This window comes from Variovorax sp. PMC12 (genome assembly GCF_003019815.1).
Classification (GTDB): Bacteria; Pseudomonadota; Gammaproteobacteria; order Burkholderiales; family Burkholderiaceae_C; genus Variovorax.
This window is the reverse complement of the sequence record NZ_CP027774.1, coordinates 1,067,449-1,091,915: the sequence shown is the minus strand read 5'-3', so window position 1 is coordinate 1,091,915 and position 24,467 is coordinate 1,067,449. Positions and strand designations below refer to the sequence as shown.

Annotated in this window: 26 protein-coding genes; 18 read left to right on the top strand and 8 right to left on the bottom strand. The window is 67.1% G+C overall.

Annotated features, from left to right (window positions below; all coding sequences use genetic code 11):
* The first annotated feature begins 9 nt into the window (after window positions 1-9).
* The 3 genes from C4F17_RS32445 to C4F17_RS32435 are packed head-to-tail and all read left to right on the top strand — an operon-like array spanning window position 10 to window position 3,279.
* Window positions 10-573, top strand: a complete 564-nt coding sequence (locus C4F17_RS32445; protein ID WP_081267755.1) for a TRAP transporter small permease — start codon at window positions 10-12, stop codon at window positions 571-573.
* Window positions 570-1,850 (top strand): TRAP transporter large permease, encoded by a 1,281-nt coding sequence (locus C4F17_RS32440; protein ID WP_081267754.1) that lies wholly within the window; start codon window positions 570-572, stop codon window positions 1,848-1,850. Before C4F17_RS32445 ends, C4F17_RS32440 begins: the two co-directional genes overlap by 4 nt.
* Window position 1,851: 1 nt before the next feature.
* Window positions 1,852-3,279 (top strand): ELWxxDGT repeat protein, encoded by a 1,428-nt coding sequence (locus tag C4F17_RS32435; RefSeq protein ID WP_106938444.1) that lies wholly within the window; start codon window positions 1,852-1,854, stop codon window positions 3,277-3,279.
* Window positions 3,280-3,354: 75 nt separating this feature from the next.
* Here C4F17_RS32435 and C4F17_RS32430 read toward each other — a convergent pair whose 3' ends face one another.
* From C4F17_RS32430 to C4F17_RS32420, 3 genes are all read right to left on the bottom strand, one after another.
* The gene (locus C4F17_RS32430; protein WP_106938443.1) at window positions 3,355-5,577 is read right to left on the bottom strand and encodes an outer membrane protein assembly factor BamB family protein; all 2,223 of its coding nucleotides are present in this window, start codon (window positions 5,575-5,577) and stop codon (window positions 3,355-3,357) included.
* 30 nt (window positions 5,578-5,607) lie between these two features.
* The gene (locus C4F17_RS32425) at window positions 5,608-6,669 is read right to left on the bottom strand and encodes a ThuA domain-containing protein (protein ID WP_234383088.1); all 1,062 of its coding nucleotides are present in this window, start codon (window positions 6,667-6,669) and stop codon (window positions 5,608-5,610) included.
* 329 nt (window positions 6,670-6,998) lie between these two features.
* Window positions 6,999-7,442: a universal stress protein gene (locus C4F17_RS32420; protein ID WP_106938442.1), complete on the bottom strand. Its 444-nt coding sequence runs from the start codon at window positions 7,440-7,442 to the stop codon at window positions 6,999-7,001.
* Window positions 7,443-7,546: 104 nt separating this feature from the next.
* Between C4F17_RS32420 and C4F17_RS32415 the strand changes: the two genes are divergently transcribed.
* From C4F17_RS32415 to C4F17_RS32365, 11 genes are all read left to right on the top strand, one after another.
* On the top strand, window positions 7,547-9,874 hold the full coding sequence (locus tag C4F17_RS32415) for a heavy metal translocating P-type ATPase (RefSeq protein ID WP_106938441.1): 2,328 nt from the start codon (window positions 7,547-7,549) through the stop codon (window positions 9,872-9,874).
* Window positions 9,874-10,011 (top strand): cbb3-type cytochrome oxidase assembly protein CcoS, encoded by a 138-nt coding sequence (ccoS, locus tag C4F17_RS32410; RefSeq protein ID WP_081267749.1) that lies wholly within the window; start codon window positions 9,874-9,876, stop codon window positions 10,009-10,011. The genes C4F17_RS32415 and ccoS overlap by 1 nt, the downstream gene beginning before the upstream one ends.
* Before the next feature lie 65 nt (window positions 10,012-10,076).
* On the top strand, window positions 10,077-11,513 hold the full coding sequence (gene ccoN / locus C4F17_RS32405; protein ID WP_106938440.1) for a cytochrome-c oxidase, cbb3-type subunit I: 1,437 nt from the start codon (window positions 10,077-10,079) through the stop codon (window positions 11,511-11,513).
* Window positions 11,514-11,521: 8 nt separating this feature from the next.
* The gene (gene ccoO, locus C4F17_RS32400; protein ID WP_106938439.1) at window positions 11,522-12,154 is read left to right on the top strand and encodes a cytochrome-c oxidase, cbb3-type subunit II; all 633 of its coding nucleotides are present in this window, start codon (window positions 11,522-11,524) and stop codon (window positions 12,152-12,154) included.
* 19 nt (window positions 12,155-12,173) lie between these two features.
* Window positions 12,174-12,314, top strand: coding sequence for a cbb3-type cytochrome oxidase subunit 3 (locus C4F17_RS32395; RefSeq protein ID WP_081267746.1), 141 nt, complete (start codon window positions 12,174-12,176; stop codon window positions 12,312-12,314).
* A gap of 12 nt (window positions 12,315-12,326) precedes the next feature.
* Window positions 12,327-13,265: a cytochrome-c oxidase, cbb3-type subunit III gene (ccoP, locus tag C4F17_RS32390; protein ID WP_106938438.1), complete on the top strand. Its 939-nt coding sequence runs from the start codon at window positions 12,327-12,329 to the stop codon at window positions 13,263-13,265.
* 12 nt (window positions 13,266-13,277) lie between these two features.
* Window positions 13,278-14,693 (top strand): cytochrome c oxidase accessory protein CcoG, encoded by a 1,416-nt coding sequence (gene ccoG / locus C4F17_RS32385; RefSeq protein ID WP_106938437.1) that lies wholly within the window; start codon window positions 13,278-13,280, stop codon window positions 14,691-14,693.
* 18 nt (window positions 14,694-14,711) lie between these two features.
* Window positions 14,712-14,996, top strand: a complete 285-nt coding sequence (locus C4F17_RS32380; protein WP_442805205.1) for a FixH family protein — start codon at window positions 14,712-14,714, stop codon at window positions 14,994-14,996.
* Window positions 14,993-15,259, top strand: coding sequence for a hypothetical protein (locus C4F17_RS32375; protein ID WP_081267742.1), 267 nt, complete (start codon window positions 14,993-14,995; stop codon window positions 15,257-15,259). Before C4F17_RS32380 ends, C4F17_RS32375 begins: the two co-directional genes overlap by 4 nt.
* 2 nt (window positions 15,260-15,261) lie before the next feature.
* Window positions 15,262-16,665, top strand: coding sequence for an oxygen-independent coproporphyrinogen III oxidase (gene hemN / locus C4F17_RS32370; RefSeq protein ID WP_106938549.1), 1,404 nt, complete (start codon window positions 15,262-15,264; stop codon window positions 16,663-16,665).
* A gap of 2 nt (window positions 16,666-16,667) precedes the next feature.
* On the top strand, window positions 16,668-17,372 hold the full coding sequence (locus C4F17_RS32365) for a sulfite exporter TauE/SafE family protein (RefSeq protein ID WP_106938435.1): 705 nt from the start codon (window positions 16,668-16,670) through the stop codon (window positions 17,370-17,372).
* Window positions 17,373-17,386: 14 nt separating this feature from the next.
* Here the strand turns inward: C4F17_RS32365 and C4F17_RS32360 are convergent, their stop codons facing one another.
* Together C4F17_RS32360 and C4F17_RS32355 are read right to left on the bottom strand one after the other, a co-directional pair.
* Entirely contained in the window at window positions 17,387-17,623 is a 237-nt protein-coding gene (locus C4F17_RS32360) for a hypothetical protein (protein ID WP_106938434.1), read from the bottom strand.
* Between the two features lie 221 nt (window positions 17,624-17,844).
* On the bottom strand, window positions 17,845-18,417 hold the full coding sequence (locus tag C4F17_RS32355) for a LexA family protein (RefSeq protein WP_106938433.1): 573 nt from the start codon (window positions 18,415-18,417) through the stop codon (window positions 17,845-17,847).
* A gap of 365 nt (window positions 18,418-18,782) precedes the next feature.
* Between C4F17_RS32355 and C4F17_RS32350 the strand changes: the two genes are divergently transcribed.
* Together C4F17_RS32350 and C4F17_RS32345 are read left to right on the top strand one after the other, a co-directional pair.
* On the top strand, window positions 18,783-19,352 hold the full coding sequence (locus C4F17_RS32350) for a hypothetical protein (RefSeq protein WP_106938432.1): 570 nt from the start codon (window positions 18,783-18,785) through the stop codon (window positions 19,350-19,352).
* A gap of 43 nt (window positions 19,353-19,395) precedes the next feature.
* A complete protein-coding gene (locus C4F17_RS32345; protein ID WP_081267737.1) occupies window positions 19,396-19,605 on the top strand; it encodes a hypothetical protein in 210 nt (69 codons plus the stop codon).
* 31 nt (window positions 19,606-19,636) lie between these two features.
* Here the strand turns inward: C4F17_RS32345 and C4F17_RS32340 are convergent, their stop codons facing one another.
* The 3 genes from C4F17_RS32340 to C4F17_RS32330 form a co-directional block, all read right to left on the bottom strand.
* Complete coding sequence (locus C4F17_RS32340) at window positions 19,637-19,987, bottom strand: hypothetical protein (protein WP_159053808.1); 351 nt, start codon at window positions 19,985-19,987, stop codon at window positions 19,637-19,639.
* Between the two features lie 171 nt (window positions 19,988-20,158).
* Window positions 20,159-20,362: a YgaP family membrane protein gene (locus tag C4F17_RS32335; RefSeq protein ID WP_442805204.1), complete on the bottom strand. Its 204-nt coding sequence runs from the start codon at window positions 20,360-20,362 to the stop codon at window positions 20,159-20,161.
* A gap of 96 nt (window positions 20,363-20,458) precedes the next feature.
* Entirely contained in the window at window positions 20,459-22,039 is a 1,581-nt protein-coding gene (locus C4F17_RS32330; protein ID WP_234383087.1) for an oleate hydratase, read from the bottom strand.
* Between the two features lie 235 nt (window positions 22,040-22,274).
* Between C4F17_RS32330 and C4F17_RS32325 the strand changes: the two genes are divergently transcribed.
* Both C4F17_RS32325 and C4F17_RS32320 read left to right on the top strand, forming a co-directional pair.
* Window positions 22,275-23,099: a universal stress protein gene (locus C4F17_RS32325; RefSeq protein ID WP_106938430.1), complete on the top strand. Its 825-nt coding sequence runs from the start codon at window positions 22,275-22,277 to the stop codon at window positions 23,097-23,099.
* 10 nt (window positions 23,100-23,109) lie between these two features.
* Window positions 23,110-24,462: an MBL fold metallo-hydrolase RNA specificity domain-containing protein gene (locus C4F17_RS32320; RefSeq protein WP_106938429.1), complete on the top strand. Its 1,353-nt coding sequence runs from the start codon at window positions 23,110-23,112 to the stop codon at window positions 24,460-24,462.
* Window positions 24,463-24,467: the final 5 nt, after the last annotated feature.

Here is a 24,467-nt window from a genome sequence, read left to right as displayed (position 1 = left end):
GAAAACAAGATGAATCAATGGATCGATCGGTGCTGTGCCGGCATCGAGGCACTGATCGCCGCCGCGCTCGCGGTCATGGTGGTGCTCGTGTTCGGCAACGTGGTGCTGCGATACGGTTTCAATTCGGGCATCACCATGTCCGAAGAGGTGTCGCGCTGGCTCTTCATCTGGATGACCTTCCTCGGCGCGGTGGTCGCGCTCAAGGAACACGGCCACCTGGGCGTGGACATGGTTGTTCAGAAGCTGCCGCCCCTCGGCAAGAAGATCTGCCTGGCGGTAGGCCACGTGGTCATGCTCTACATCGTCTGGCTCCTGTTCCAGGGCAGCGTGGCGCAGGCGCGCATCAACTGGGACGTCACGGCACCGGTCACCGGCGCTTCGATGGCCATCGTCTATGCCTCCGGCGTGGTGTTCTCGGTGTTGGCCGGGTTCATCCTGGCGCTCGATCTGCTTCGGCTGCTCACGGGGCGCATCGCCGATGACGAGCTCGTGATGATCCAGGAGTCGGAGGAGGCCGTCCAGCTCAAGCAGATCCTCGGATCGAAAGATGAGGCTCCAGGAGCGCGCAAATGACCATACTCGTTTTCGTGGGCTCCCTGCTGCTGGCCATGGCGATGGGCATTCCCATCGCGTTCTCGCTGCTCGCATGCGGCGTGGCGCTGATGTGGCACCTCGATCTGTTCGACGCACAGATCCTCGCGCAGAACGTGATCGGCGGTGCCGACAGTTTTCCGCTGCTGGCGGTGCCGTTCTTCATGCTGGCCGGCGAGATCATGAATGCCGGTGGCCTGTCCAAGCGCATCGTCGACCTTGCGCTGGCACTGGTCGGGCACGTGCGAGGAGGCCTGGGCTACGTGACCATCATGGCCGGCTGCCTGCTCTCGGCGCTCTCGGGTTCGGCCGTCGCGGACGCCGCCGCGCTGACCGCACTGTTGCTGCCGATGATGGTCAGGGCGGGCCATGACAAGGCACGGGCGGGCGGCCTCATCGCCGCCACGGGGATCATCGGCCCCGTGATTCCGCCCAGCATCGGCCTGGTGATATTCGGCGTCGCCGCGAATGTGTCGATCTCCAAGCTGTTCCTGGCCGCCATCGTGCCGGGCTTGCTGATCGGCGGCGCACTGTGGGTGACCTGGGCATGGCTCGTGCGGCACGAGAAGATCCAGCCGCCGCCGCGCAAGCCGGCACGCGAAGTCATGAAGGCCGCGCGGGACGCGGGCTGGGCATTGATGCTGCCGGTCATCATCCTGGTCGGCCTGCGCATGGGTGTCTTCACGCCGACGGAAGCTGCCGTGGTCGCGGCCGTCTACGCGTTCTTCGTCGCCACCTTCATCTATCGCGAGCTGAGCTTCGGCGAGCTCTACAAGGTGTTCGTGAGCGCCGCGAAGACGAGCGCCGTGGTCATGTTCCTGATTGCCGCGGCCATGGTCAGCGCCTGGCTGATCACGGTGGCGGACCTGCCGTCCAAGGTGGTGGGTCTGCTCCAGCCCTTCATGGGGAACAAGATCCTCCTGATGATCACGATCATGGTGCTGGTCATGGCCGTGGGCACGGCCATGGACATGACGCCCACCATCCTGATCCTGACGCCGGTGTTGATGCCGGTCGTCATCGCCGCGGGCATCGATCCGGTCTACTTCGGCGTGATGTTCATCATCAACAACTCCATCGGGCTCATCACCCCGCCCGTGGGGGTGGTGCTGAACGTCGTTGCCGGTGTCGGGAAGATGAAGATGGACGACGTCACCCGCGGCGTGCTGCCGTTCATGGCGGCCGAGTTCGCCATCATGTTCGTCATGGTGCTGTTCCCGCAACTGGTGACGGTGCCGGCCCGATGGTTCGGGGGCTGAGATGGCCAAGGCTGCGATGCGCTTCGCGCGCCCCGCGTGGTTCGCCGCGCTGGCGCTCCTCGCCCAATCGGCCGCGTTCGCTCAGGATCCCGAGCGCGAAGTTCTTCCCGAGCAGCGCCAGCGGCTGGCCTTCGTCTCTCCCACCGGACTGACGCCGCTGGGCGGGCGGATGCTTTTTTCCGCCTTCCACGCGAGCTCGGGCCAGGAGCTTTGGATCACGGACGGCAGCGCCGCGGGCACGAAGATGCTCAAGGACATCCGCCCCGGCTTCCGGGGATCTTTCCCCGTCTGGCAGACGCCGTTCCGTGGCCGTGTGTACTTCACGGCCACGGACGGCGAGCGCGGCCTCGAACTCTGGCGCACCGATGGAACGGCTGCAGGCACTTCGCTAGTGATCGACCTGCGCCCAGGCGAGGAAGGCTCCATGCCCAGCGAGCTGACGGTGTTTGGCGACGCGCTGTACTTTGTCGCCAACGACGGCAGCACCGGCTTCCAGGTGTGGAAGACGTCGGGCAGCGCGACAACCACCACGCGCGTGTCCTCGATCAACACCGGCCCCCGGGCAGTCGCACGCCAGCTCACGGTGGCCGGCAAGCGCCTGTTCTTCACCGCGACCACGCGTGAGCATGGCCATGAGCTCTGGGTCAGCGAGGGAACGCCGCAGAGCACACGCCTGGTGAAGGACATCCGCCCGGGCATCGAGGATGCGGACATTCAAGGCCTGACCGCCGTGGGCGACAGCATCTACTTCACCGCGAACGACGGTGTGCACGGGGCCGAGCTGTGGAAGAGCGACGGCACCGATCAGGGCACGCGAATGGTGAAGGACATCCGCCCGGGCGAAGCGTCCTCGCGCCCCGCGCATCTGGTCGCACTCGATCGCATGCTGTACTTTGCCGCCAACGATGGCGTCCATGGCACCGAACTGTGGAGGAGTGACGGCACCACCGCCGGCACGACGCTTGTGGCGGACATCCGTCCGGGCGCCGAGGGTGCCATTGCGAGCCCGTTGTCGACGATGGGAGGGCGGCTTTATTTCGCCGCGACCGACGGTGTGTCCGGTGCGGAACTGTGGCGCAGCGACGGCACGGCAAAGGGGACCGCACTCGTCAAAAACATCGCACCGGGCGCCGAAAGCGGCTCTCCGGCACGCTTCGCCGCCATCGGCTCGCGGCTGTGGTTCTCGGCGAACGGCGGGGCCGCGCGCGGCGTCGAGCCCTGGACGAGCGACGGTTCGTCGGCCGGGACCCGCGCCGTGGCCGATGTCGCGGCGGGTCCGCGCAATTCGATGCCGCTGGGCTTTCGCGCGCTCGCGGATGCGGTGCTCTTCGTAGCCGATGACGGCCATGGCAACGAGCGTCTGTGGATCCGCCGTCCCGATGGCCGGGTCGCATTGGTCGGAGACCCGCTCGAGCAGCGGTTGCGCTGATCGCACTGCGCCGCTCCAAAAAAAACACCGGCAAATGCCGGTGTTTTTTTTCATGGAGCCTGCGAACGGCGCAGCTCAGTACACGACGATCTTGCCCGTGGGGCGCGGACTGTGGCAGTCGTTGTAGAAGTACTCGCCGGGCGCGTCGAACGTGTGGTTCGCAGACTGTCCAGGCGCCAGCCTGAAGTTGAAGCGACCCTCGAAGAACTGGGTGGCGCAATGCGTGTTGGCGTTGTCGGCCGGGTTGGTGAAGGTCACGGTGGTGTTCACCGGCACGCGCATGAAGGTCGGGGTCATGGCGTTGACCGCCGTCGACTCGGCAGCCCCTGGCGCATTCCCGGCGGTCTGCACACGTGCCAGGAACACCGTGTTGGGTGTGGGCAGCGCCGCGCCTTCCACGGCCGACCCCGACACCGGGCGACGCACGACAGGCGGAATCGGCGTTGCTGGCGGCTGCACCGTGCCACCGACCTTGAACGCCCAGAGGCGGTCGCCGCGAGGGGCCGAGTCGCCATACGGAATGCTCGTACCGCCAGAGAACACGGCGACATACTGCTCGCCGTCGATCTCGTAGGTGATCGGGCTGGCGCTGATCGCGGCGCCGGTCTGGAAGCGCCACAGCTCGCTGCCGTCGTTGGCATCCATGGCCAGCAGGTTGCCGTCGGGCTGGCCGATGAAGAGGAGGTTGGACGCCGTGGTCAGGATGCCGTTGCCGTGCGCAAGGGAGTACGGCATCTGCTTCTTCCACTTGACGAGGTTGGTGCCCGGATCGACGGCCACCACGGCGCCCGTCATGTAGGTGCCCGGCGGGCGCAGGCCGTTGCTCGCCTCGGTCAGCGAGTGTGCGGCGGACACGTAGCCCATGCCCGTGTAGACCAGGCCGGTGCGCTGGCTGTACGACTGGTGGTTCCAGTTGGCACCGCCCCCGTGCCCCGGAATGGAGAGGATGGGCACGTCCCAATGCGCGTCGTACAGGCAACCCTTCACATAGTTCGGCACCGCGCGGTTGGGGTCGCCCGGAATCGCCGTGCCCAGCGGCTGGTCCACGATGCAGGTCTCGGTCCATGCGCCCTGGCGCGGCATGGGCTGCGTGGGCCAGCTGGCCTGGCGGGCATCCTGCTTGACCGGCACTTCGTCGATGCCCAGCGGCGCGCTGCCGTCCTTTCGGTCGAGGATGTAGTACATGCCGGTCTTGCTTCCGTAGATCACGACCTTGCGATCACGCCCGTCGATCTTCACGTCCGCGAGCACCGGCGACATGACGTTGTCCATGTCCCAGATGTCGTGGTGGACGGACTGGAAGTGCCACTTGTACTCGCCGGTCTTGAGGTCGAGGGCGACGATCGAGTTGGCGAACAGGTTCAGCCCGGGACGTGCGGAACCGTTCTGCGACGAGCCGCCGCGCACGTTGCCGAAGGTCCAGTAGACGAGGCCCAGCTCCGGGTCCACGGCTGGATGGATCCAGGGTGTCGCGCCCGTGCGATCGGACTCGGCGGCACCTCCCCAGGTGTCGTAGCCGATCTCGCCGGCGCGCGGCACGCCCCAGAACGACGTCAGCACCTTGCCGGTCAGTGCATCGGCGGAGAAGGCGGCACCGCGGTTGCCGTCGTTGGTGCCCAGGTAGAGGCGCTTGTCGTGATAGACCAGGGCCACCTTCTGCAGGGCGCCCTGATAGTCGGGGTCGGTGGTGCTGCTCGGATACTGCTTGATCCAGGCGATGGCACCCGTGTCGGTGCGCAGGGCCACCAGGCGGTTGCCGGTGGCCACGGTGAACACCAGGCCCAGGTCCTTCGCGACGGCCACGCCGCGGCGGGTGATGCCGCCGTAGGGCGTGGTCCATTTCCATTTGGTGAGGCCGGTCTTGCCGTCCACCGCGATCACGTTGCCGAGGGCGGACTCGATGTAGATGACGCCATCGACCACCACCGTCGTGCTCTGGTTGTTGCCGGTGGTCATGCCGCCTTCGATCTGGTTGACCCAGGCGCCACCCAATCGGCCGATCGCGCTCTTGTCGATCTTGCGCAGGCTGGAGTAGTTCTGGTTGCCGAGGTTGCCTCCCACCTTGGGAAAGTCCTTGTCGCCGGCGGTGCAGCAGTCCGACAGGTCGGCCGCGGGCGCGCCGGCCACCGGCGGCGGCGCTGGCGGCGGCGCGCTGGATGACGGTGGCGGCGCGGGAGCCGGCGCTACCGGCAGGAAGGGTGCGCCGTCGCCGCTCGAGCCGCCGCAGGCAGTGATCAGCAATGGCGATGCGAGCACGCCGCAGGAAATCAGCAACGTGACCAATGATTTTTGCTTCATGGATGTCTGTCCCGTGAACGGTTGCCGGCGTTACTCGGTGCAGAAAGGCGTGAGGCCCATGGCCGACTTGACGCCCTGGACGACGAGCTTCTGGAACTCGATGGCACCGACGCCCTGCAGGTCAGCGGTGAACGAGTGGGCGTTGTGGCCGAGGGTCGTGAGCCATGCGCGGCCGCCGTCGTAGTACTGGCACCAGGCGACTGGATGGAAGTCGGCGTGGCCCGGGTGCGGCGCCGAGGTGAGCGGTTTCAGGGTCGAGGTATCGACCTTGGCCAGGAACTTCACCTTGGTGGGGAAGGGCATCAGGTTGTACCACTCGTCCTGGAAGGAGAAGCGCTTGGGCACGTCCTTCGTCGACGGATCGTCCGAGACGATTTCGACATCGCCGCCGCGGTTCGGACCGTGGTTGTAGAAGTTCGCGTTGCCGAGCAGGCCTTCGTAGTAGGGCCAGTTGTATTCCGCGCCGAAGGCGTTGTGCAGCCCGACGAAGCCGCCTCCGCGGCGCATGTAGTTGCGCAGCGCGGTGCGCGCCGCGTCCTGGCTCGTGCTGACCGCGCCGTTCCACAAGGTGTCCCGGTTCGAGCTCGCGAAGATGATCGCCTTGTAGTTGTTGATGCGGCCGCTGAGGATCGCGACGTCTTCCGTCCAGTCGACGGTGATGCCCTCGGCCGACAGCATGCGCACCAGGCCCGCCTGCATCACGTTGTCCGGGTTCATCACGGGGTTCAGGCCGGCCGCCATCGGCGTGCCCAGCACCGCATGGCGCGGGCCCGCCGTGCGCGAATAGACCAGCACCCGGTCCGGCGTGGTGGCAAAGGCGCCCCAGTCGTTGTAGCACTTGGGGTTCGTGCCTCTGCAGACGTTGTAGTAGGTGTCGAAGCTGTCGTCGGGCGCCTCCGCGACCGGGTCCGCCGGCGCGGGCGGCGCCTCCTGGACGGGCGCCGCCGGGCTGCTGGGTGCGGCCGGCGAAGCGGGCAGGGCCGTGAAGGGGATGCCGCCGCCACCGCCGTCTCCTCCTCCGCATGCGGTCACGGCCAGTGCCAGGGCCGCGGTCGATGCAAGCCTGAAAGTCAAAGATTTGCCAAATTCCAAGGGAGTCTCCTCGTTCTGATCGATGGCGCAGAGGTGCGAGCGCTCTGCTGGTGCTGGCCGGCTGCTCCGCTGTCACGGAGTCGGCCGGGGGCGATCATAGGAATTTTGTGGAAATAATTTCCATTATGGAAATCCCTTCCTATTTCGAAAACGCGCGAAAACCGCCGCTTCAGATGAGTCGGAAGGTCAGGCTGCCGGACGGCCGGACGGCCGGACGGCCGGACGGCCGGAACGGTCGCGGGCAATCCCCGCGGCCAGATGAGCGGGGAGGCAGGTTCGGGAGATCGCGCGGACGCGCGACTCCCTGACTCTCTATCTTCGGAAACGCACTAGCGAAGCACCAGCACGGGCAGCGTCGAGTGCGCCAGCACGTGCTGCGTCTCACTGCCCAGCAGCAGGCGCTTGATGCCCTTGCGTCCGTGCGAGGCCATCACGATCAGGTCGCTCTTGTATTTCTTCGCCGCCGCGATGATCGATTCCGCCACCAGATCGGAGTTGGCCGTCGCCGTCTTGATCCGCACGCCGCTTTCCTTGGCGCGCGCGCTCACGGTGTCGAGCATTGCCTGTGCCTTCTCGGCCCACTGTTTCTCGATGCGCCCGATGTCTTCCGCCGAAAAAGTCATGGAGCCCTCCAGGTAGCTCCTGGGATAGCGCGGAATCACGTTGAGCGCCACGAGGTCGGCGTCGTTCTGGGCGGCGAGTGCGATCGCGCTCGTCACGGCCTTCTTCGAGAGCGTGGAGCCGTCGGTGGCAACGAGGATGCGTTTGAACATGAGGGGTCTCCGGGGAAGGTGTTGCGCGAGCTTAGGCAGGCCCGCGCCCCGCGCGTTGATGCAGATCAACAAGCGAGGCTGAGTCCGGCCTTAGCCTCGCTGCGATGCACGCCGCGCTCGCCTCGTTCTCTCCGCATCCATCCTCCGCACCCGCTGCAACGTCCGCAGCCGAGAGCTGGCGGCTGCTCGACGACCCGCTGGAGTGGCCGGCCTTCAGCCAGCTGGAGCAGGGGGATGCGGCCACGGGCCGATGGGCCTCGCAGGTCGCGGTCGAGGGCATGCACTGCGCCGCCTGCGCCTTCACCGTCGAAGATGCGCTGCGTAAAGTGCCGGGCGTGATCGAAGCGCAGGTCAACGCCGCGAGCAGGCGCGCGCGCGTGGTGTGGTCGGCCGCGGCCACGCGGCCCTCGCGCTGGTTCGAGGCCTCGGCCGCGGCCGGCTACCCGCTGCTTCCCGCCGACAGCCAGCCGGCGAGCCGGCAGCGCGCGCGCGAACTGCGCATGGCGCTCTGGCGCTGGCTGGTCTCGGGCTTCTGCATGATGCAGGTCATGATGTACGCCTACCCGGCCTACATCGCCAGGCCCGGCGACATGACGGCCGACGCGGCCCAGCTGCTGCGCTGGGCCTCCTGGGTGCTCACGCTGCCCGTCTTGCTGTTCTCCTGCGGTCCATTCTTTCGCAGCGCCTGGCGCGACCTGCGCACGGGGCGCATCGGCATGGACCTGCCCGTCGCCTTCGGCGTGCTCACGACCTTCGCCGTCAGCAGCGCCGCCACCTTCGACAGCGGCGGGCCGCTGGGCCACGAGGTCTATTTCGACTCGCTGACGATGTTCGTCTTCTTCCTTCTGACCGGCCGCTGGCTGGAGGCGCGCCTGCGCGAGCGAACCGCCGGATCGCTCGAGGCCCTGATGCACCGGCTTCCCGACAGCGTGGAGCGGTTGGCCCGCGACGGCAGCTGGGTCCGCGTGGCCGCGCGCGGGCTCGCCGCCGGCGACGTGGTCCGGGTGCGCCCCGGCGAGGCGTTCCCGGCCGATGGCGTGGTGATCGACGGCGACACCAGCGCCGACGAGGCCCTGCTCACCGGCGAATCACGCCCCGTGCCGCGCCTTTGCGGCGACCGGGTGCTGGCCGGCAGCCACAACCTGTCGGCGGTGGTCCAGGTGCGCATCGAATCGGTGGGCGAGGGCACGCGCTTTGCCCAGATCGCGCGACTGATGGAAAGCGCGGCGCTGAACAAGCCGCGCCTGGCGCTGCTGGCGGACCGGGTGGCGCGGCCTTTCCTCGTCGTGGTGCTGGCCTGCGCGGTGGGCGCCGCGGCGTTCTGGTGGCGGGTGGACCCGGGCCGGGCGTTGATGGTGGCGGTGGCGGTGCTGATCGTGACCTGCCCGTGCGCGCTTTCGCTGGCGGCGCCGGCCGCCATGCTCGCGAGCGCCGGCGCGCTGGCGCGCGGCGGGGTGCTGACGTCCAACCTGCAGGCGCTGGAGGCCCTGGCATCCGTCGACACCGTGGTGTTCGACAAGACCGGCACCTTGACCGACGACGTGCCGCGCCTGGAGCGCATCTATTGCCGGCAGGGCCTGCGGCCCGGCGATGCGCTGGAGATGGCGGCCGCGCTCGCGGCGCAATCGCTGCATCCGGTCGCGCAGGCACTGGTGAAGGCATGGCATGCGCAGTTCCGCACCCCGCCCGGCTGGAACGTGGCGCATGCCGGCGAGACCGCCGGCCTCGGGCTCGAAGGCCTCATGCAGCGCGCGCGCGATCGCTCGGGCGCTCCGCTGCACGTGCGCCTCGGGTCGGCCGCGTTCTGCGGCGTGCCACCGCTGCAGGTGGAAGCAGCGCAGGTCCATCTGCGCGACGCACAGGGTTGGGTCGCCAGCTTCGTGCTGGCCGAGGAACTGCGCGCGGATGCCGGTGCGGCCGTGGCGGCCCTGCGTGCGCAGGGAGTGACGGTGCGGCTGCTGTCGGGCGACCGCGAGAGCACGGCGAAGGACGTCGGCGCGCAGGCCGGCATTGCCTTCGCACAGGGCGACTGCACGCCGGAGGACAAGCTCGACGTGCTGTGGCGGCTGCAGGCCGAGGGCCGGCGAATCGCGATGGTGGGCGACGGGCTGAACGACGGCCCTTCGCTGGCACGCGCGGATGCCTCCTTCGCCTTCGGCCGCGCCGTGCCGCTGTCGCGGGCGCGCGCGGACTTCGTGGTGCTGGGTGACCGGCTGTGCGCCGTTCCGCAGGCGATCGCGCAGGCACGCCGGACCGTGCGCGTGGTGCGCCAGAACCTCGCGTGGGCCGCGGGCTACAACGCGCTGTGCGTGCCGCTCGCCGTCGTCGGCTGGCTGCCGGCGTGGCTCGCGGGCCTGGGCATGGCCGCCAGCTCGCTGGTGGTGGTCCTCAATGCGGCGCGGCTCGCCGCCACCGGCCCGGCGGTGCGCTGATGGACATCCTCTTCCTGCTCATCCCGCTGTCGGTGGTGCTGGTGCTCGCGATCCTCGGCGGGCTCTGGTGGGCGATCGAGCGCGGCCAGTTCGAGGACATCGAGGTCGAGGGCGACCGCATCCTGCACAACGATTGATTTGCATCAAGGCTCGCGAGCGGGGCCCCGGAGAGACTTCCCGTCATCCAACAAGAGGCCCGACGATGCAAGCAACGCACCCACCCGCCGCGACATTCGACGACACGGTCGTGCGGCAGTTCGCTCTCATGTCCGTGGTCTGGGGGGTGGTCGGCATGCTGGTCGGCGTGATCATCGCCTCCCAGCTGACATGGCCCGAACTCAACCTCGGCATTCCATGGCTCAGCTACGGGCGGCTGCGGCCGCTGCATACCAACGCGGTGATCTTCGCGTTCGGCGGCTGCGCGCTGATGGCCACGAGCTTCCACGTGGTGCAGCGCACCTGCCAGGTCCGGCTGTTCGCACCCGCGCTCGCTTCCTTCGTGTTCTGGGGTTGGCAGCTGGTGATCGTGGCGGCCGCCATCAGCCTGCCGCTGGGCTACACCCGAGGCAAGGAATACGCCGAGCTCGAATGGCCCATCGGCATCCTGATCGCCGTGGTCTGGGTGGCCTATGCGATCGTGTTCTTCGGCACCATCGGCAGGCGCAAGGTCCGCCACATCTACGTGGCCAACTGGTTCTACGGCGCGTTCATCATCGCGGTGGCGCTGCTGCACATCGTGAACGGCGCGGTGGTTCCCGCCGGCTGGATGAAGAGCTACTCGGCCTATGCGGGCGTGCAGGATGCGATGGTGCAGTGGTGGTACGGCCACAACGCCGTCGGCTTCTTCCTCACGGCCGGCTTCCTGGGGATGATGTACTACTACATCCCCAAGCAGGCGGGCCGCCCGGTGTATTCGTACCGGCTGTCCATCGTGCACTTCTGGGCGCTGATCTTCACCTACATGTGGGCGGGGCCCCACCACCTGCACTACACCGCGCTGCCCGACTGGACTCAGTCGCTGGGCATGGTGTTCTCGCTGATCCTGCTGGCGCCGAGCTGGGGCGGCATGATCAACGGCGTGATGACGCTCTCGGGCGCCTGGCACAAGCTGCGCACTGATCCGATCCTGCGCTTCCTGATCGTGGCGCTGTCGTTCTACGGCATGTCGACCTTCGAAGGGCCGATGATGTCCATCAAGACGGTCAACGCCCTGAGCCACTACACCGACTGGACCGTCGGCCATGTGCACTCCGGAGCGCTCGGCTGGGTTGGCTTCATCAGCATGGGCTCGCTGTACTACCTGATCCCGCGCATGTACGGCCGCACCACCATGTACAGCGTGAAGGCCATCGAGGCGCATTTCTGGATCGCCACCATCGGCATCGTGCTGTACATCGCGGCCATGTGGATCGCCGGCGTGATGCAGGGCCTGATGTGGCGCGCCATCAACCCCGACGGCACGCTCACCTATACCTTCGTGGAGAGCGTGAAGGCCACCTTCCCGTTCTACGTGGTGCGCCTGATCGGCGGCCTGCTCTACCTGAGCGGGATGCTGGTGATGGCCTGGAACGTCTGGATGACCGTCATCTCGGGCTTCTCGGTGCGCGCCAGTGTTCCGCCCGCCATCGCCCACGCCTGAGGACATCCATGAACAACCCCAAGACACCCGCGTCCACCGGCTTCTCCCACGAGAAGATCGAGACCAACAACCTGTTGATGATCGTCCTGATCCTGGTGGTCGTGGCCATCGGCGGCCTCGTCGAGATCGTGCCGCTCTTCTTCCAGAAGTCCACCACCGAAGCGGTGCAGGGCGTCAAGCCGCTCACGCCGCTGCAGCTCGCCGGACGCGACATCTACCTTCGCGAGGGTTGCTACAACTGCCACTCGCAGATGATCCGCCCCTTCCGCTCGGAGACGCTGCGCTATGGCCACTACTCCGTGGCCGGCGAGTTCGTCTACGACCACCCGTTCCAGTGGGGCAGCAAGCGCACCGGCCCCGACCTGCAGCGCGTGGGCGGCAAGTACAGCGACGAATGGCATCGCATCCACCTGAACAATCCGCGCGACCTCGTGCCCGAGTCGAACATGCCGGCCTATACATGGCTTGAAAAGAGCCTGGTCGACGCAGAGTCCCTGCCGGCCCACATGCGCGCGCTGCGCGTCGCCGGCGTGCCCTACACCGACGCGGAGATCGCCAAGGCCCGCGAAGAGGTCACGGGCAAGACCGAGATGGAGGCCACCGTGGCCTACCTGCAGTCGCTGGGCCTGGCGCTCAAGTAGGCAGGGAAGGAGCGAAACCATGATCGACATCACCACCTTGCGCGTCGCCGCCACCGTCGTCTGCTTCGTGCTTTTCATCGGCATCGTGATCTGGGCGTACTCGCGGCGCAATGCGCGCGACTTCCAGGAAGCGGCCCGCCTGCCGTTCGAGCAGGACTGAAGGAGACCCCACATGAGCGATTTCATCAGCCATTTCTGGTCGAACTACGTTGCCGTGGCGTCGCTGCTGAGCATCCTCGGCTGCGTGCTGCTGCTATGGCTGACGGCGCGAAAGCGCGTGCCGGCCAGCGCCGACAACACCACCGGCCATGTCTGGGACGAAGACCTGCGCGAAGCCAACAACCCTCTCCCCATGTGGTGGATCGGGCTGTTCGTGCTGACCATCGTTTTTTCTCTGGGCTATCTGGCTGTCTTCCCCGGCCTGGGGAGCTTCGGGGGGCGGTCCGGCTGGAGCTCGCGCAGCGCCTATGACGCCGAGGTCGCCCAGGCCACGCAGGCCCTCGCCCCGGTCTATGCCCGCTTCACGGCCATGCCTGTCGAGGAGGTGGCGCGCGACCCGCAGGCCAGGGGCATCGGCGAGCGCCTGTTCATGAACAACTGCGCCCAGTGCCATGGCTCCGATGCGCGCGGGAGCAAGGGATTTCCCAATCTCACCGACAAGGACTGGCTGCACGGCGGCACGCCCGACAAGATCGTCGAGACCATCACCAACGGGCGCATCGGCGTCATGCCGCCCATGGCCGCGGCGGTCGGGACGACGGAGGACGTGAAGAATCTGGCCAACTACGTGCTGAGCCTGTCGGGTGAGCCGCATGATTCGGTGCGCGCCGGCCTTGGCAAGTCGAAGTTCACGGCCTGCGCGGCCTGCCATGGGATCGGCGGCGTCGGCAACCAGGCGCTGGGGGCACCCAACCTCAGCGACAAGATCTGGCTGCATGGCTACGGCGAGGCCGCCATCATCCAGATGATCAACGAGGGCAAGCGCAACGAGATGCCGGCGCAGCAGGGCCGGCTCACCGAGGCACAGATCAAGCTGCTGGCCTCGTATGTGTGGGGCTTCTCGAACACGAACGCCACCTCCGCCGCCGCGCCCGCGGCGGCCGGACCCTGAGGCCGCGCGTCCATGCCGCGCAAGATCATTCCCATTGCCAGCGCGCCGGCAGCCGAGGAGGTCGGCCTCTACGAGGCTTCGAAGAAGATCTATCCCCGCACCGTGCGCGGCGTGTTCGCGCGCTGGCGCTGGGCCTTGGTCTTCCTGACCCAGCTCGTGTTCTACGGCATGCCCTGGGTGGAGTGGGGCGGGCGGCAGGTGGTGCTGTTCGACCTGGCCGCGCGCCGCTTCTTCATCTTCGGCTTGGTGCTGTACCCGCAGGACCTGATCTATCTGTCGGGCCTGCTGGTCATCAGCGCGCTGTCGCTGTTCCTGTTCACCGCGGTGGCGGGCCGCCTGTGGTGCGGCTACGCCTGCCCGCAGACGGTCTACACAGAGATCTTCATGTGGGTGGAGCACAGGATCGAGGGCAACCGCACCGCGCGCATGCGGCTGGACGCCGAGCCGATGTCGCTCGAGAAGCTGGTGAAGAAGTGGGCCAAGCACATCATCTGGATCGGCATCGCGCTGTGGACCGGTTTCACCTTCGTGGGGTACTTCACGCCCATCCGCGAGCTGGGCATGGCCTTCCTGCAGACGCAGATGGGCTCCTGGGAAGTGTTCTGGGTCTTCTTCTACGGCCTGGCCACCTACGGCAACGCCGGCTTCATGCGCGAGCAGGTCTGCAAGTACATGTGCCCCTATGCGCGGTTCCAGAGCGCCATGTTCGACCGCGACACGCTCATCGTCACCTACGACCCCGCACGCGGCGAGCCGCGCGCGCCGCGCCGCAAGGGGCCGGACCCCCGCACGCTGGCGCTGGGCGACTGCATCGACTGCGGCCTGTGCGTCCAGGTATGCCCGACCGGCATCGACATCCGCGAAGGCCTGCAGTACGAATGCATCGGCTGCGGCCTGTGCGTGGATGCCTGCGACACCGTCATGACGAAGATGGGCTATGCGCCGCGGCTGATCCGCTACGACACGCACAACGGCATGGAAGGCCGCTGGAGCCGCCGCCAGCTGCTGCGCCGCGTGCTGCGCCCGCGCGTGCTGGTCTACGCGTCGATCCTCGCGCTGCTGGTGACCGGTTTGCTGGCCAGCCTCGTCACGCGCACGCCGCTGAAGGTGGACGTGGTGCGCGACCGCGCCTCGCTCGCGCGGATCGTGGAAGGCGGGCGCCTAGAGAACGTCTACCGGCTCCAGATCATGAACGCCACCGAGCAGCCGCAGCGCTACCGGATCGCCGCGCACGGCATCGAGGGCCTCAGTGTCTCGCCGGAAGAAGCGGTTGCGGTCGAGCCGGCCCAGTCGCGCTGGGTCGCGGTGCGTCTGCAGGTGCCTTACGGCGCAGCGCCGGCCGGCTCCCACACGGTGCACTTCGACATCCGGGAAGAGGGTGGCGCGGTGCAGGTCTCCGAAAAAGCGGTCTTCCTGGTGCCGCGCTGAAAGGTCGAGATGAACACGATGGCAACAACAACACCCGAACCCGCGGCGCTCGCATGGTGGCGCTACCCGATGGTCTGGATGGTGATCGCGGGGCCCGCGGTGGTGGTGGTCGCGGGCTTCGTGACGCTCTGGCTCGCGCTCTCCCGCCCCGAAGCACTGGTGTCCGAGGACTACTACCGCGAGGGCATCGAGATCAACAAGACGCTGGGCGACAAGAAACTCATGCCCGCGCTCGCAGGGCGAAACCATGCGCTCACGCCCGCCGAGGATGTGCCGCCGCCGTCGGGGAGGCCCGGGTCATGAACGGGTGGCGCCAGCTGGCGACCATCCTCTGGCCCTCCTTCCTGGTGGCTTGCGGCATGGAGGTGCTGGTGTTCGCGCTGTTCGATCCGCTCAACACCTTCTGCGGCGCCGATGCGCTGCGGATGTCCCGCCAGAGCCTGTACACGGCGGCGTTCTTCGTCTTCTGGCTGATGGCGGCGGCATCGAGCGCCTGCACCGTGCTGCTCGCCAGGCCGCCGGCGGCCGAGCGCCGAGGCGCGCCACCTCAAACATTTTCGGGATGAACATGTCCTCAGCAGCTGTCCTCGACGTTCCCGCGCCTGCCTTGCCGATCGAACTGCTGCGGCAGTTCGACGTTCCCGGGCCGCGCTACACCTCCTATCCCACCGCCGACCGTTTCGTAGAGGCCTTCGGCGAAGACGACTATCTGCAGGCCCTGCGCGAGCGACGCGACGCCGGCGCGCAAGCGGCGCCGCTGTCGCTCTACGTGCACATCCCGTTCTGCGAATCGCTGTGCTACTACTGCGCCTGCAACAAGGTCGTCACGCGCCACAAGGAGCGGGGACGCCAGTACCTGGCTTACCTGGCGCGCGAGATCGAGCTGCAGGCGGCGCAGCTGGGGCGCGGCGCGACCGTGAGCCAGCTGCACCTGGGCGGCGGCTCGCCGACCTTCCTGGACGACCAGGAACTGGCCGAGCTCGCCGCGCTGCTGCACCGCTCCTTCTGCTTCGAGCGCGGCGGCGAGCGGTCGATAGAGATCGATCCGCGCACCGTCGACGCGCAGCGGCTGTCGGACCTGGCAGCGCTGGGGTTCAACCGCCTGAGTTTCGGCGTGCAGGACTTCGACCCCGCGGTGCAGCAAGCCGTGCACCGCGTTCAGCCGGCGTCGCAGGTCTTCTCTCTGATGGCGGCCGCGCGTGCACTGGGGTTCGAGTCGATCAACGTGGACCTGATCTACGGGTTGCCGCGGCAGAACGATGCCTCCTTCGAACGCACGCTGTCGCAGATCCGCGAACTGCGGCCCGATCGCATCGCGCTGTACGCCTACGCGCACCTGCCGGAGCGCTTCAAGCCGCAGCGTCGCATCCTGGCCGAGGAACTGCCGGATGCGGCCGGGCGCGTGCGCATGCTCGCGCGAGCGATCGACGTGCTCACGGCAGCCGGCTACGTGTACATCGGCATGGATCATTTCGCGTTGCCAGACGATCCGCTTGCCGTCGCGAAGCGGCACGGAACGCTGCAGCGCGACTTCCAGGGCTACGGCACGCGGCCCGATGGCGACCTCATAGCGCTGGGCGTCTCCGCCATCGGACGCGTGGGGGCCACCTACAGCCAGAACGCCAAGACGCTCGACGAGTACTACGACCTTCTCGATCGGGGGCATCTGCCCGTGGTGCGCGGCCTCGTACTGTCGCGCGACGACTTGCTGCGCCGCGCGGTGATCATGGCGCTGATGTGCCGCGGCCGGGTCGACTTCGATGCCATGGGCGAGGCCCACGCCGTCGATTTCCGGCACTACTTCGCCACCGAATTCGCGGCGCTCGGGCCGTTGGTCGCCTGCGGCATGGTGCGGTTGAGCGATCACGACATCACGGTCACCGAGCAAGGCTGGTTCCTGGTGCGTGCCATCGCGATGGTGTTCGACCGCTACGCCCGCGCGAACCGCACGCGCTTTTCGCGCGTGGTCTGACCATGCAGGGCGCGCTCGCCGGTGCCGCGTTTGTCATGGGCCTTGCCGGCGGTCCGCACTGCGTGGCGATGTGCGGTGCGGCTTCGTCGGCGGTCATTCGCATCGTGCCGCTCGCGTCCACGGCGCAGCACGGCGCGATGGCGACGTTCGCGGCGCCCGGCGCTTTCCAACTGGGGCGCTTCGCGAGCTACGCTGCGGCAGGCGCCGTCGCCGCCGCCAGCGTCGACAGCCTCGCACTGGCCAGCACACAGGTTGCCGCGCTGCGGCCGTTGTGGGTGCTGCTGCATGTGTTCGTGTTCGCCTGGGGCGCGATGCTGGCCGCCACGGGCCGGCAGCCGCTGTGGGCACAGCGCATCGGCCGCTCGCTCGAAACGCGTCTTCGCTCGCATGCCGGCGGCACGTGGCTGGGCGTGCTTGCAACCGGGCTGCTGTGGGTGGCGCTGCCTTGCGGGCTGCTGTACTCGGCATTGATGCTGGCAGGCATGGCCAACGGCGCCCTGGAGGGCGCAGCGCTGATGGCATTGTTTGCTGCCGGCAGCGGCATCTCGCTGCTGGTCGGGCCGTGGCTCTGGCAGCGTTTGCGGCTGGCTGGCGGCAGGACGCGCCAGGCCTGGGGCGCGAGGTTGGCTGGCGTGCTGCTGGCCGCAGTGGCTGTGCAGGCGCTGTGGTCGGACCTCGTTCGCCAAATCGAGGCCTGGTGCCGCTAACGCAGAGAGATGAATCAGACGCCCGCTTCGTCCTGAATCCGGAGGTCCGCCCAGCGGATGCAGCGAACCAAGACTGCATCGACGACTTCGAGCCGCGTGCGCTTCGTGTCCACGATCTGCAGGACGGCTTTGAGGACGGAATGCTCGAAGATCTCGGCCCTGCACACGACTGTCCGGCTATCGAAGCTCTGGTCAACGTTGAACACGAATTCGAACCGGTCCCGGTACTGTGGCGGCAGGATCAGCTTCATTGCCGCCTGCTTCCGCCAGGATTGCGGCAACCATGGTTTTCGACCGGTTCTTTCGGCCATCGAAAACTCGCGCCGGGGTTGACCCGCTGCGGGGGATCCATGTTCGATCCTTTCCACCGCAGCCGTCTTGCCCGAATGAGCCAGGCGATTGCCGCGCCAGGATGGAAAATGTATCGCTTTGTAGAAAATCTATCTACATACTTGCGATTTTTTTGCGCCCGCTACCGAAAACGCTTGGTGAATTCGCGCACGACGCCGATGACCCGCGCATTGCCGAGCGGCTTGATGGGATATCGGCTGTTCAACGGCTTGAGATACAGGTCTCCGCCGTCTTTCACGAGCTGCTTGAACGTGGTCTCGCTGGCATGGTTCACCGCGATGACATAGTCGCCGGGGAAGGCCTCCATCTCGGGTTCGACGATCAGGATGGATCCGGCGGGAAAGGAGTCGCCGCTTTCGCTGACCATGCTGTCGCCATGGACCCGCAGTGCGTAGGTGTGCCGCTTGACCGGCACGCTCACAGGGATGGCGTCGAATTGCGTCGTCGGCTTGAAGTTGTCGATGACGGTGTAGTTGCCCGCCTCGACCTCGGAGACCAGGGGAACTTCAGCACGCACGTCGACCCCTCGTGCGCCCGCCGACACACCCGAGACCAGTTCGGCGACGGAAATCCCAAGCAGCTTCGCCACGCGTGCCTGATTGGCCCGCTTCGGAGCTGTGCCGCCTTGCTTTTCCCATTGCTGTACTGCGCCACGGCTAACCCCCAGCGCATCAGCAAATTGCTGCTCGCTCATCTGGAGGCGCTTGCGTCCTTCGCGAATTAGTTGACGGCTATTCACAGCCCTAGGGTAGGCGCTGTTTGAGATAGAAAGAAAATCGATGATAGCTCTTCCATCACCTGGACAGGGGCTATCGGCGATGGTTCATGTGACCAGATGAGTCGTTCCGACTCTTGAGGCACTCCACCCATCCGACGCGGATAGTCTTGTGTCCACCAGACGAAATTTCTATCCTGGATTTAGTCGTTGCGCAGTCTTAGGATGAGTTCGCGCCGGCCCCCCAAAAAATCATTCGCTGCCGGCAGTTCTCGAGGGAATCCCATGCCAATGCCGTTGTTGCATCGTCTGGTCAGTGGCGCCGTGCGCGTCCGCTGACGGCCATGTACCGCTATCTGCGCCTGGCAACCGTCAGCGAATTCGCTGCGGGCAGAACGCTCGGCGAGCGTGTGAGGGCCGCCTGCCTGGCCTCGCGTGCGTGGAAGTCCAACGGGTACGGGATCGCCTGGGTTCAGGACCGTGTCGACCGTCAGTTCCGGTATTTCGAGGCACTCGGGGAGTTCCGCATGTTCGCGCCCGGCGCGGTTTTCATCGGAGCCCGCGTGACCTCCGTCGACGACACGAAGGCGCGCATTCGCTGGACGTCCGCTTTCTATCCCGGACCGCGTCATCGGCAAGTCGTCTGCGGGGGGCAGGGTGAATTGCTGCCGCTCGGTTTTCATGGACGCTTCGACCTGTACCTGCGGCGAGCGACCGAGATGCCGGTCGATGCGCATCAAGCCATCGGGGTTGTTTCGCCGAACGCCGAGAGCGACGTCATCGTCGTGCGATCGGATGAGGGCGAGACAACGACCTTCGACTTTCGACAAGCGGGCGGCATGCCTGCCGATGTTGTCGATGCGTTGCGCGAAGGCATGCTGCGCGCAAGGCTCCTGGCTGCCGGACCTTCGTAGGGGAACGGTCGGATTCATCGGGGATACGCAAGGGAAGTGAACCATGCAAAAGCAGACGATCCACAGTGCGACCATCACACTGAAACTGCCGCTCGACCTGAGCCTGCGCGATGAAATCGCGGCCTTGCGCGCCGCAGGCATTCCAGTCGACTCGCTGGGCAATGCGCAGTTCGGCTTCCTGTTCATCCGGACGGGAGGAAACTCGCAGAATCGGAAGAACACCTTTCGATGGTTCGCCTCCAGCATCCAGTAGTTTCGCTGGAGGCGCGGCGATGAGCCCGGCCTCAGTCTCCTGACCGGGGCCGTGTGCCGCTGAACCATGCGGCCAACTGGACGACATCCAGCGCGGCGCTGGCGGCCCTGGTCCGCGGCGTCGAGGCATGCCGCCTTTGCATGGCGGCCAATGGCGTTTCCTCTTCAATCGTCCCCGTGCTCAGGACCCTGCGCCCCTGAGGCGTGATCTCGAGCACGGTGGCCGGAGGCTGACGCATGCAGTGATCGCAGTCCACATGCACGGGCGGGATCAGCACCCTGATATGGCCGGCGGCCTCGAGCACACGCAGCCTGTCGATCATCGCGGGATCGGCTTCGGTGTAGGGAAGCCGCACGCTGGCGAGCTTCCTCAGCAAGGCCATGCACATGAGCGTTTCTCCGCGCAGGCCTCAGTCGAGCGTGACCCACATGATGAGCAGCCGCACGGCGCTCCAAAGAACGAAGACGCCGAGCGCCGCGCACAGCGCGACCCGCAGCCAAAACGGGAAGGGCATGGGCATCTCCCGGTACGACGAGGCGATTGGGCTCGGCGTTCAGCGCCCACGGCGCGCGCAGGTGCTGAACCCGAAAAGCGAATAGGCCGGGCAGGTGCCCGCCACGCCGGTCAGCAGCGGCACCACGCCGATGTAGCCCCACACGCCAACGGTTCCCTTGGCCGCCAGCCCGATGAGCAAAATACCGGCACAGATGCGTACCGCGCGGTCGAGGGGTCCGACATTGTTCGACAGGAAAGACATCAGGTTTCTCCTTGAACTCGATGAATGCCCATGTTGCGCGTCTCGGAGGCTGGCCGACTTGAGGTGGATCAAGCTTGCGCCACGGCAGCGCCGCGGTCATTTCATCAGCGTGCGCAGGCTGGCCAACGCCACCTTCGGGTCGGCGATCCCGTGGTAGATGGCGGGCACCTCCGTGTCCAGGCCCATGAGTCCGTAGACACCGTGCATCGCGCCGCGCACCGAATACTCGACGGTGAAGACCACATCCTCGGGAATTTCCACGTACTGGCCCAGCAAGGCGAAGTTGCGTGCGCCGGCGGGTATGACGGGAGGCCGGTCCGACGCGCTCCTGCATTCGAACTCGCTGGTGATGTACGGCATCATCACCGGCACCACGGTCGTGGTGCGCCGGACTTCTTCGAGGATGTCCTCGAAGCCCAGGTGGTGCATGAGCTCCGTCAGTATGTCCTGGCCGCCGGCTTGGGACATCGTCTTCTCGATGTAGTTGCCCTGCGTGTCCAGCAGCAGGCCGCAGCCCCACAAGGTGAAGACGCTGTCAGGCTGGTCCTCGAAATGCGGGGCGTGCGGCACCACGATCGACATCAGCCAGCTCGAGTCCTTGAAGGTCATGAGCCCGCCGGTGCCGGGGGCGTTGCCTGAGAAGGCCTGGATGCGCCGGATCAGCAGAGGGCTGCGCATCGTGAGGGTGAACGACTCCCACTTGCTCTCGTCGACGTTGCCGCAGAAAACCTCGGGCCGGCCGAAGCACGGTGCCTTGCGCGCCATGTTCCGCCACAGGGTCCAGGCGCCGTCGCGCTGGTCGCGTACCAGCTCCGGTGCCTGGTGATCGTTGCCGTTGCGCGAGTCGGCCACCATCGAACCGATGGTGATCAAGGCGCACTCGTGCGCGCCCAGGCTGTAGGTGAACGGGCGCCCCTCCCGCAGGCAATGCAGCGTGTCGAGCCGCAGGCCCTGCGCGCCGGCGGTGAAGTCCGCATCGGACACGCGCGTTCCGTAGTCGAAGCGCACGCCGTGTTCCAGCAGCCACTTCACCATCGGGCGCACGATGGCGTCGTACTGGTTGAACTCGGTTCGCCGCACGCCGCCCAGCGTGTGGATGCGCGGCAGCTCCTGCAGGAAGCGCAGCATGTAGCGCTTGAGCTCGACCGCGCTGTGCCAGTTCTGGAACGCGAAGGTGGTGCGCCACATGGCCCAGAAATGGGTGTCCAGGAAGTGCGTGGAAAAGCACTCCTCGATGCGCTTCGTCCCCAGGGCGCGCTCGGGTGTGGCGAGCAGGCGCATGAGCTCCAGCCGGTCCTGGAAGTTGAAACCCAGGTCGCTGGCATCGAGTATGCGGCGGTTGCGGTCGATCAGCCGGGCATGCGCGTCGGAGCGCCACAGCGCGTTGAAGGCCAGGATCTCGTCGCGCACCGTGCGGTTCGGCGTGCCGGGCGAGGGAATGCTCTCCAGCACATTCCACAGGCAGGTGTAGGTCTCGTCGGTGAACATGCGCCCGCCGCGCGTCACGTAACCCTGGCGCGCATCGCCGCCGCCGTCGAGCGCGCCACCGGGCAGCGTGGACTCCTCGAGGATGCGGATGTGCGAGCCCGGCATGCCGGCATCGCGGATCAGCAGGACCGCAGCGGACAGCGCGCCGATGCCGCTACCCACGATGCAGGCTTGTTGGAAGGAGGTCATTTCGTCGTTCCTTTGGTGATACCGGCGGCTCCACGGCAAGCGCGATGTCCGGAAGCGGCTTCGAGGCCAAGCCGGGCACTCGCCCGAGGCTAGGCTGGAGTCCACGGTGCGGGTTTGCGCCCGATCAAGCATCACCGCGGTCACGCCGGAGCGCGCGGTTGATGCAGCGCAATGCCGCACCGCGAGCCACGGCCTAAGGTCTGCGCATCACAGGCCGCCGACCAAAGGAGCTTTCATGCAAACGCCCGGATCCATCCTGCTTCACCTCGACGGCTCCGCCCGCACGGTGGAGCGCATCAAGCTGGCGCGCCAGCTGGCCGAGACCTTCGATGCCGAGGTCACGGCCCGCCCGTGCACCCTGTCCGCGCTCATGCGCTATCCGTACGCCATCGAGGGTGCGGCCGAAGCCGTCGCGATCATGCAGGAGATCGACAAGGCGGCGCGCGACAAGATGCACGCCACCTTCATGGCCAACACTGCGGGCTCGCAGCGCCTTCATTGGGCGGAGCCCGAAAGCGATGGGCCCTGGGGGTTCGCGCGGCGTGCGCTCTATGCCGACCTGATGATCCTGGGCCAGCGCGACCGCGACGACCCGATGGACGGCGAGCTGCCCGGCGACTTCCTGCCCAGCGTGCTGGTGCAAAGCGGCCGGCCGGCGCTGGTGTTGCCCTATGCGGGGCCCATCGGCCCCATCGGCCGCAACGTGCTGGTGGCATGGAAGGAGACCCGCGAAGCCGCGCGCGCGGTGACCGCGGCGCTGCCATGGCTGCGCACCGCAGCTCGCGTGCACGTGGTCACCTATGGCGAGGACGCCGAGGGCGCCCTGCAGCGCCTGCAGGAGTACCTGCGGGCCCAGGGTGTCGCCAATGCCACCCTGCACCCGGGCGGCAACAAGGAGGACGACGCCGGCAACAAGCTGCTGTCCTTCGCGGCCGACCTGAGCGCGGACCTGCTGGTCATGGGCTGCTACGGCCACAGCCGGGCACGCGAATGGGTGATGGGCGGGGCGACGCTGTCGATCCTTCAGTGGATGACGCTGCCGGTGCTGATGTCGCATTGAGCCGGACCCCATGCGCATCGATTTCCTCGGCGCCACCGGCACCGTCACGGGCTCGAAATACCTGCTGACGCATCAGGGCCGGCGCCTGCTGGTCGACTGCGGGCTCTTCCAGGGGCTCAAGCAATTGCGCTTGCGCAACTGGGAGCCGCTGGCCGTCGATGTGGCGAGCATCGATGCGGTGCTGCTGACGCATGCGCACATGGACCACAGCGGTTTCGTGCCGCGACTCGTCCAGCTCGGATTCAAGGGCAAGGTGTATGCCACGGCGGCCACGCGCGAACTCTGCGAACTGCTGTTGCCCGACTCGGGCCGGTTGCAGGAAGAGGAGGCCGCCTTTGCCAACCGCCACGGCCATTCGAAGCACAAGCCGGCGCTGCCGCTGTACACGGAGCAGGATGCGCGCACGGCGCTCAGGCGCTTCGAGGTTGTCCCCTTCGGCGCGGAATGCGCGCCTTGGCCTGGTTGGTCCTGGCGATTGCGCCGCGCGGGGCACATACTCGGCGCCGCCAGCGTACGGATCGGCTGGGAAGGCGCAAGCTTGCTGTTCTCGGGCGACGTCGGGCGCACCGACGACCTGCTGATGCGCCCGCCCGAGGTCGCCGAACCGGCCGACTACGTGGTGATCGAGTCGACCTACGGCAATCGCCGGCACCCCGAGGGGGACACCCTGACCACGCTCGCCGGCGTCATCAACAGGACGGCGGCGCGCGGCGGCATCGTGGTGGTGCCGGCCTTCGCCGTGGGCCGGGCCCAGACGCTGCTGCATGCGATTCAGCTGCTCAAGCAGGCGCGGCGCATTCCCGACATGCCCGTGTACCTGAACAGCCCCATGGCGGCGGACGCGACACGCCTGTACCAGCGCCACGCCGACGAGCACCGGCTGAGCGCACAGGAGTGCGCCGCCATGCAGCGGCAGACCATCATCGTCAATACCGAGGAGGAGTCCAGGCGACTGAACACGCTGGGCTTTCCTTCGATCATCGTGTCCGCCAGCGGCATGGCCACCGGCGGGCGGGTGCTGCATCACCTGAAGGCCTACGCGCCCGATGCGAGGAACACCATCCTGTTTGCAGGTTTCCAGGCCGCCGGCACGCGCGGTGCTTCCATGGTGGCGGGGGCCGACGCGGTCAAGATCCACGGTGCCTACGTGCCCGTGCGCGCGGAGGTCGCGAGCATCGAGACGCTCTCGGCCCACGCCGACCGCGACCAGTTGCTCGACTGGCTCGATGTCCAGCGCGCGCCGCGCCGCGTGTTTGTCACCCACGGCGAGCCCGTGGCCGCCGACGCGCTGCGCCTGGCCATCGAGGAGCGGCACGGCTGGGCGTGCACCGTGCCCGACTACAGGGAGTCGCGGGAACTTTGAGAGCC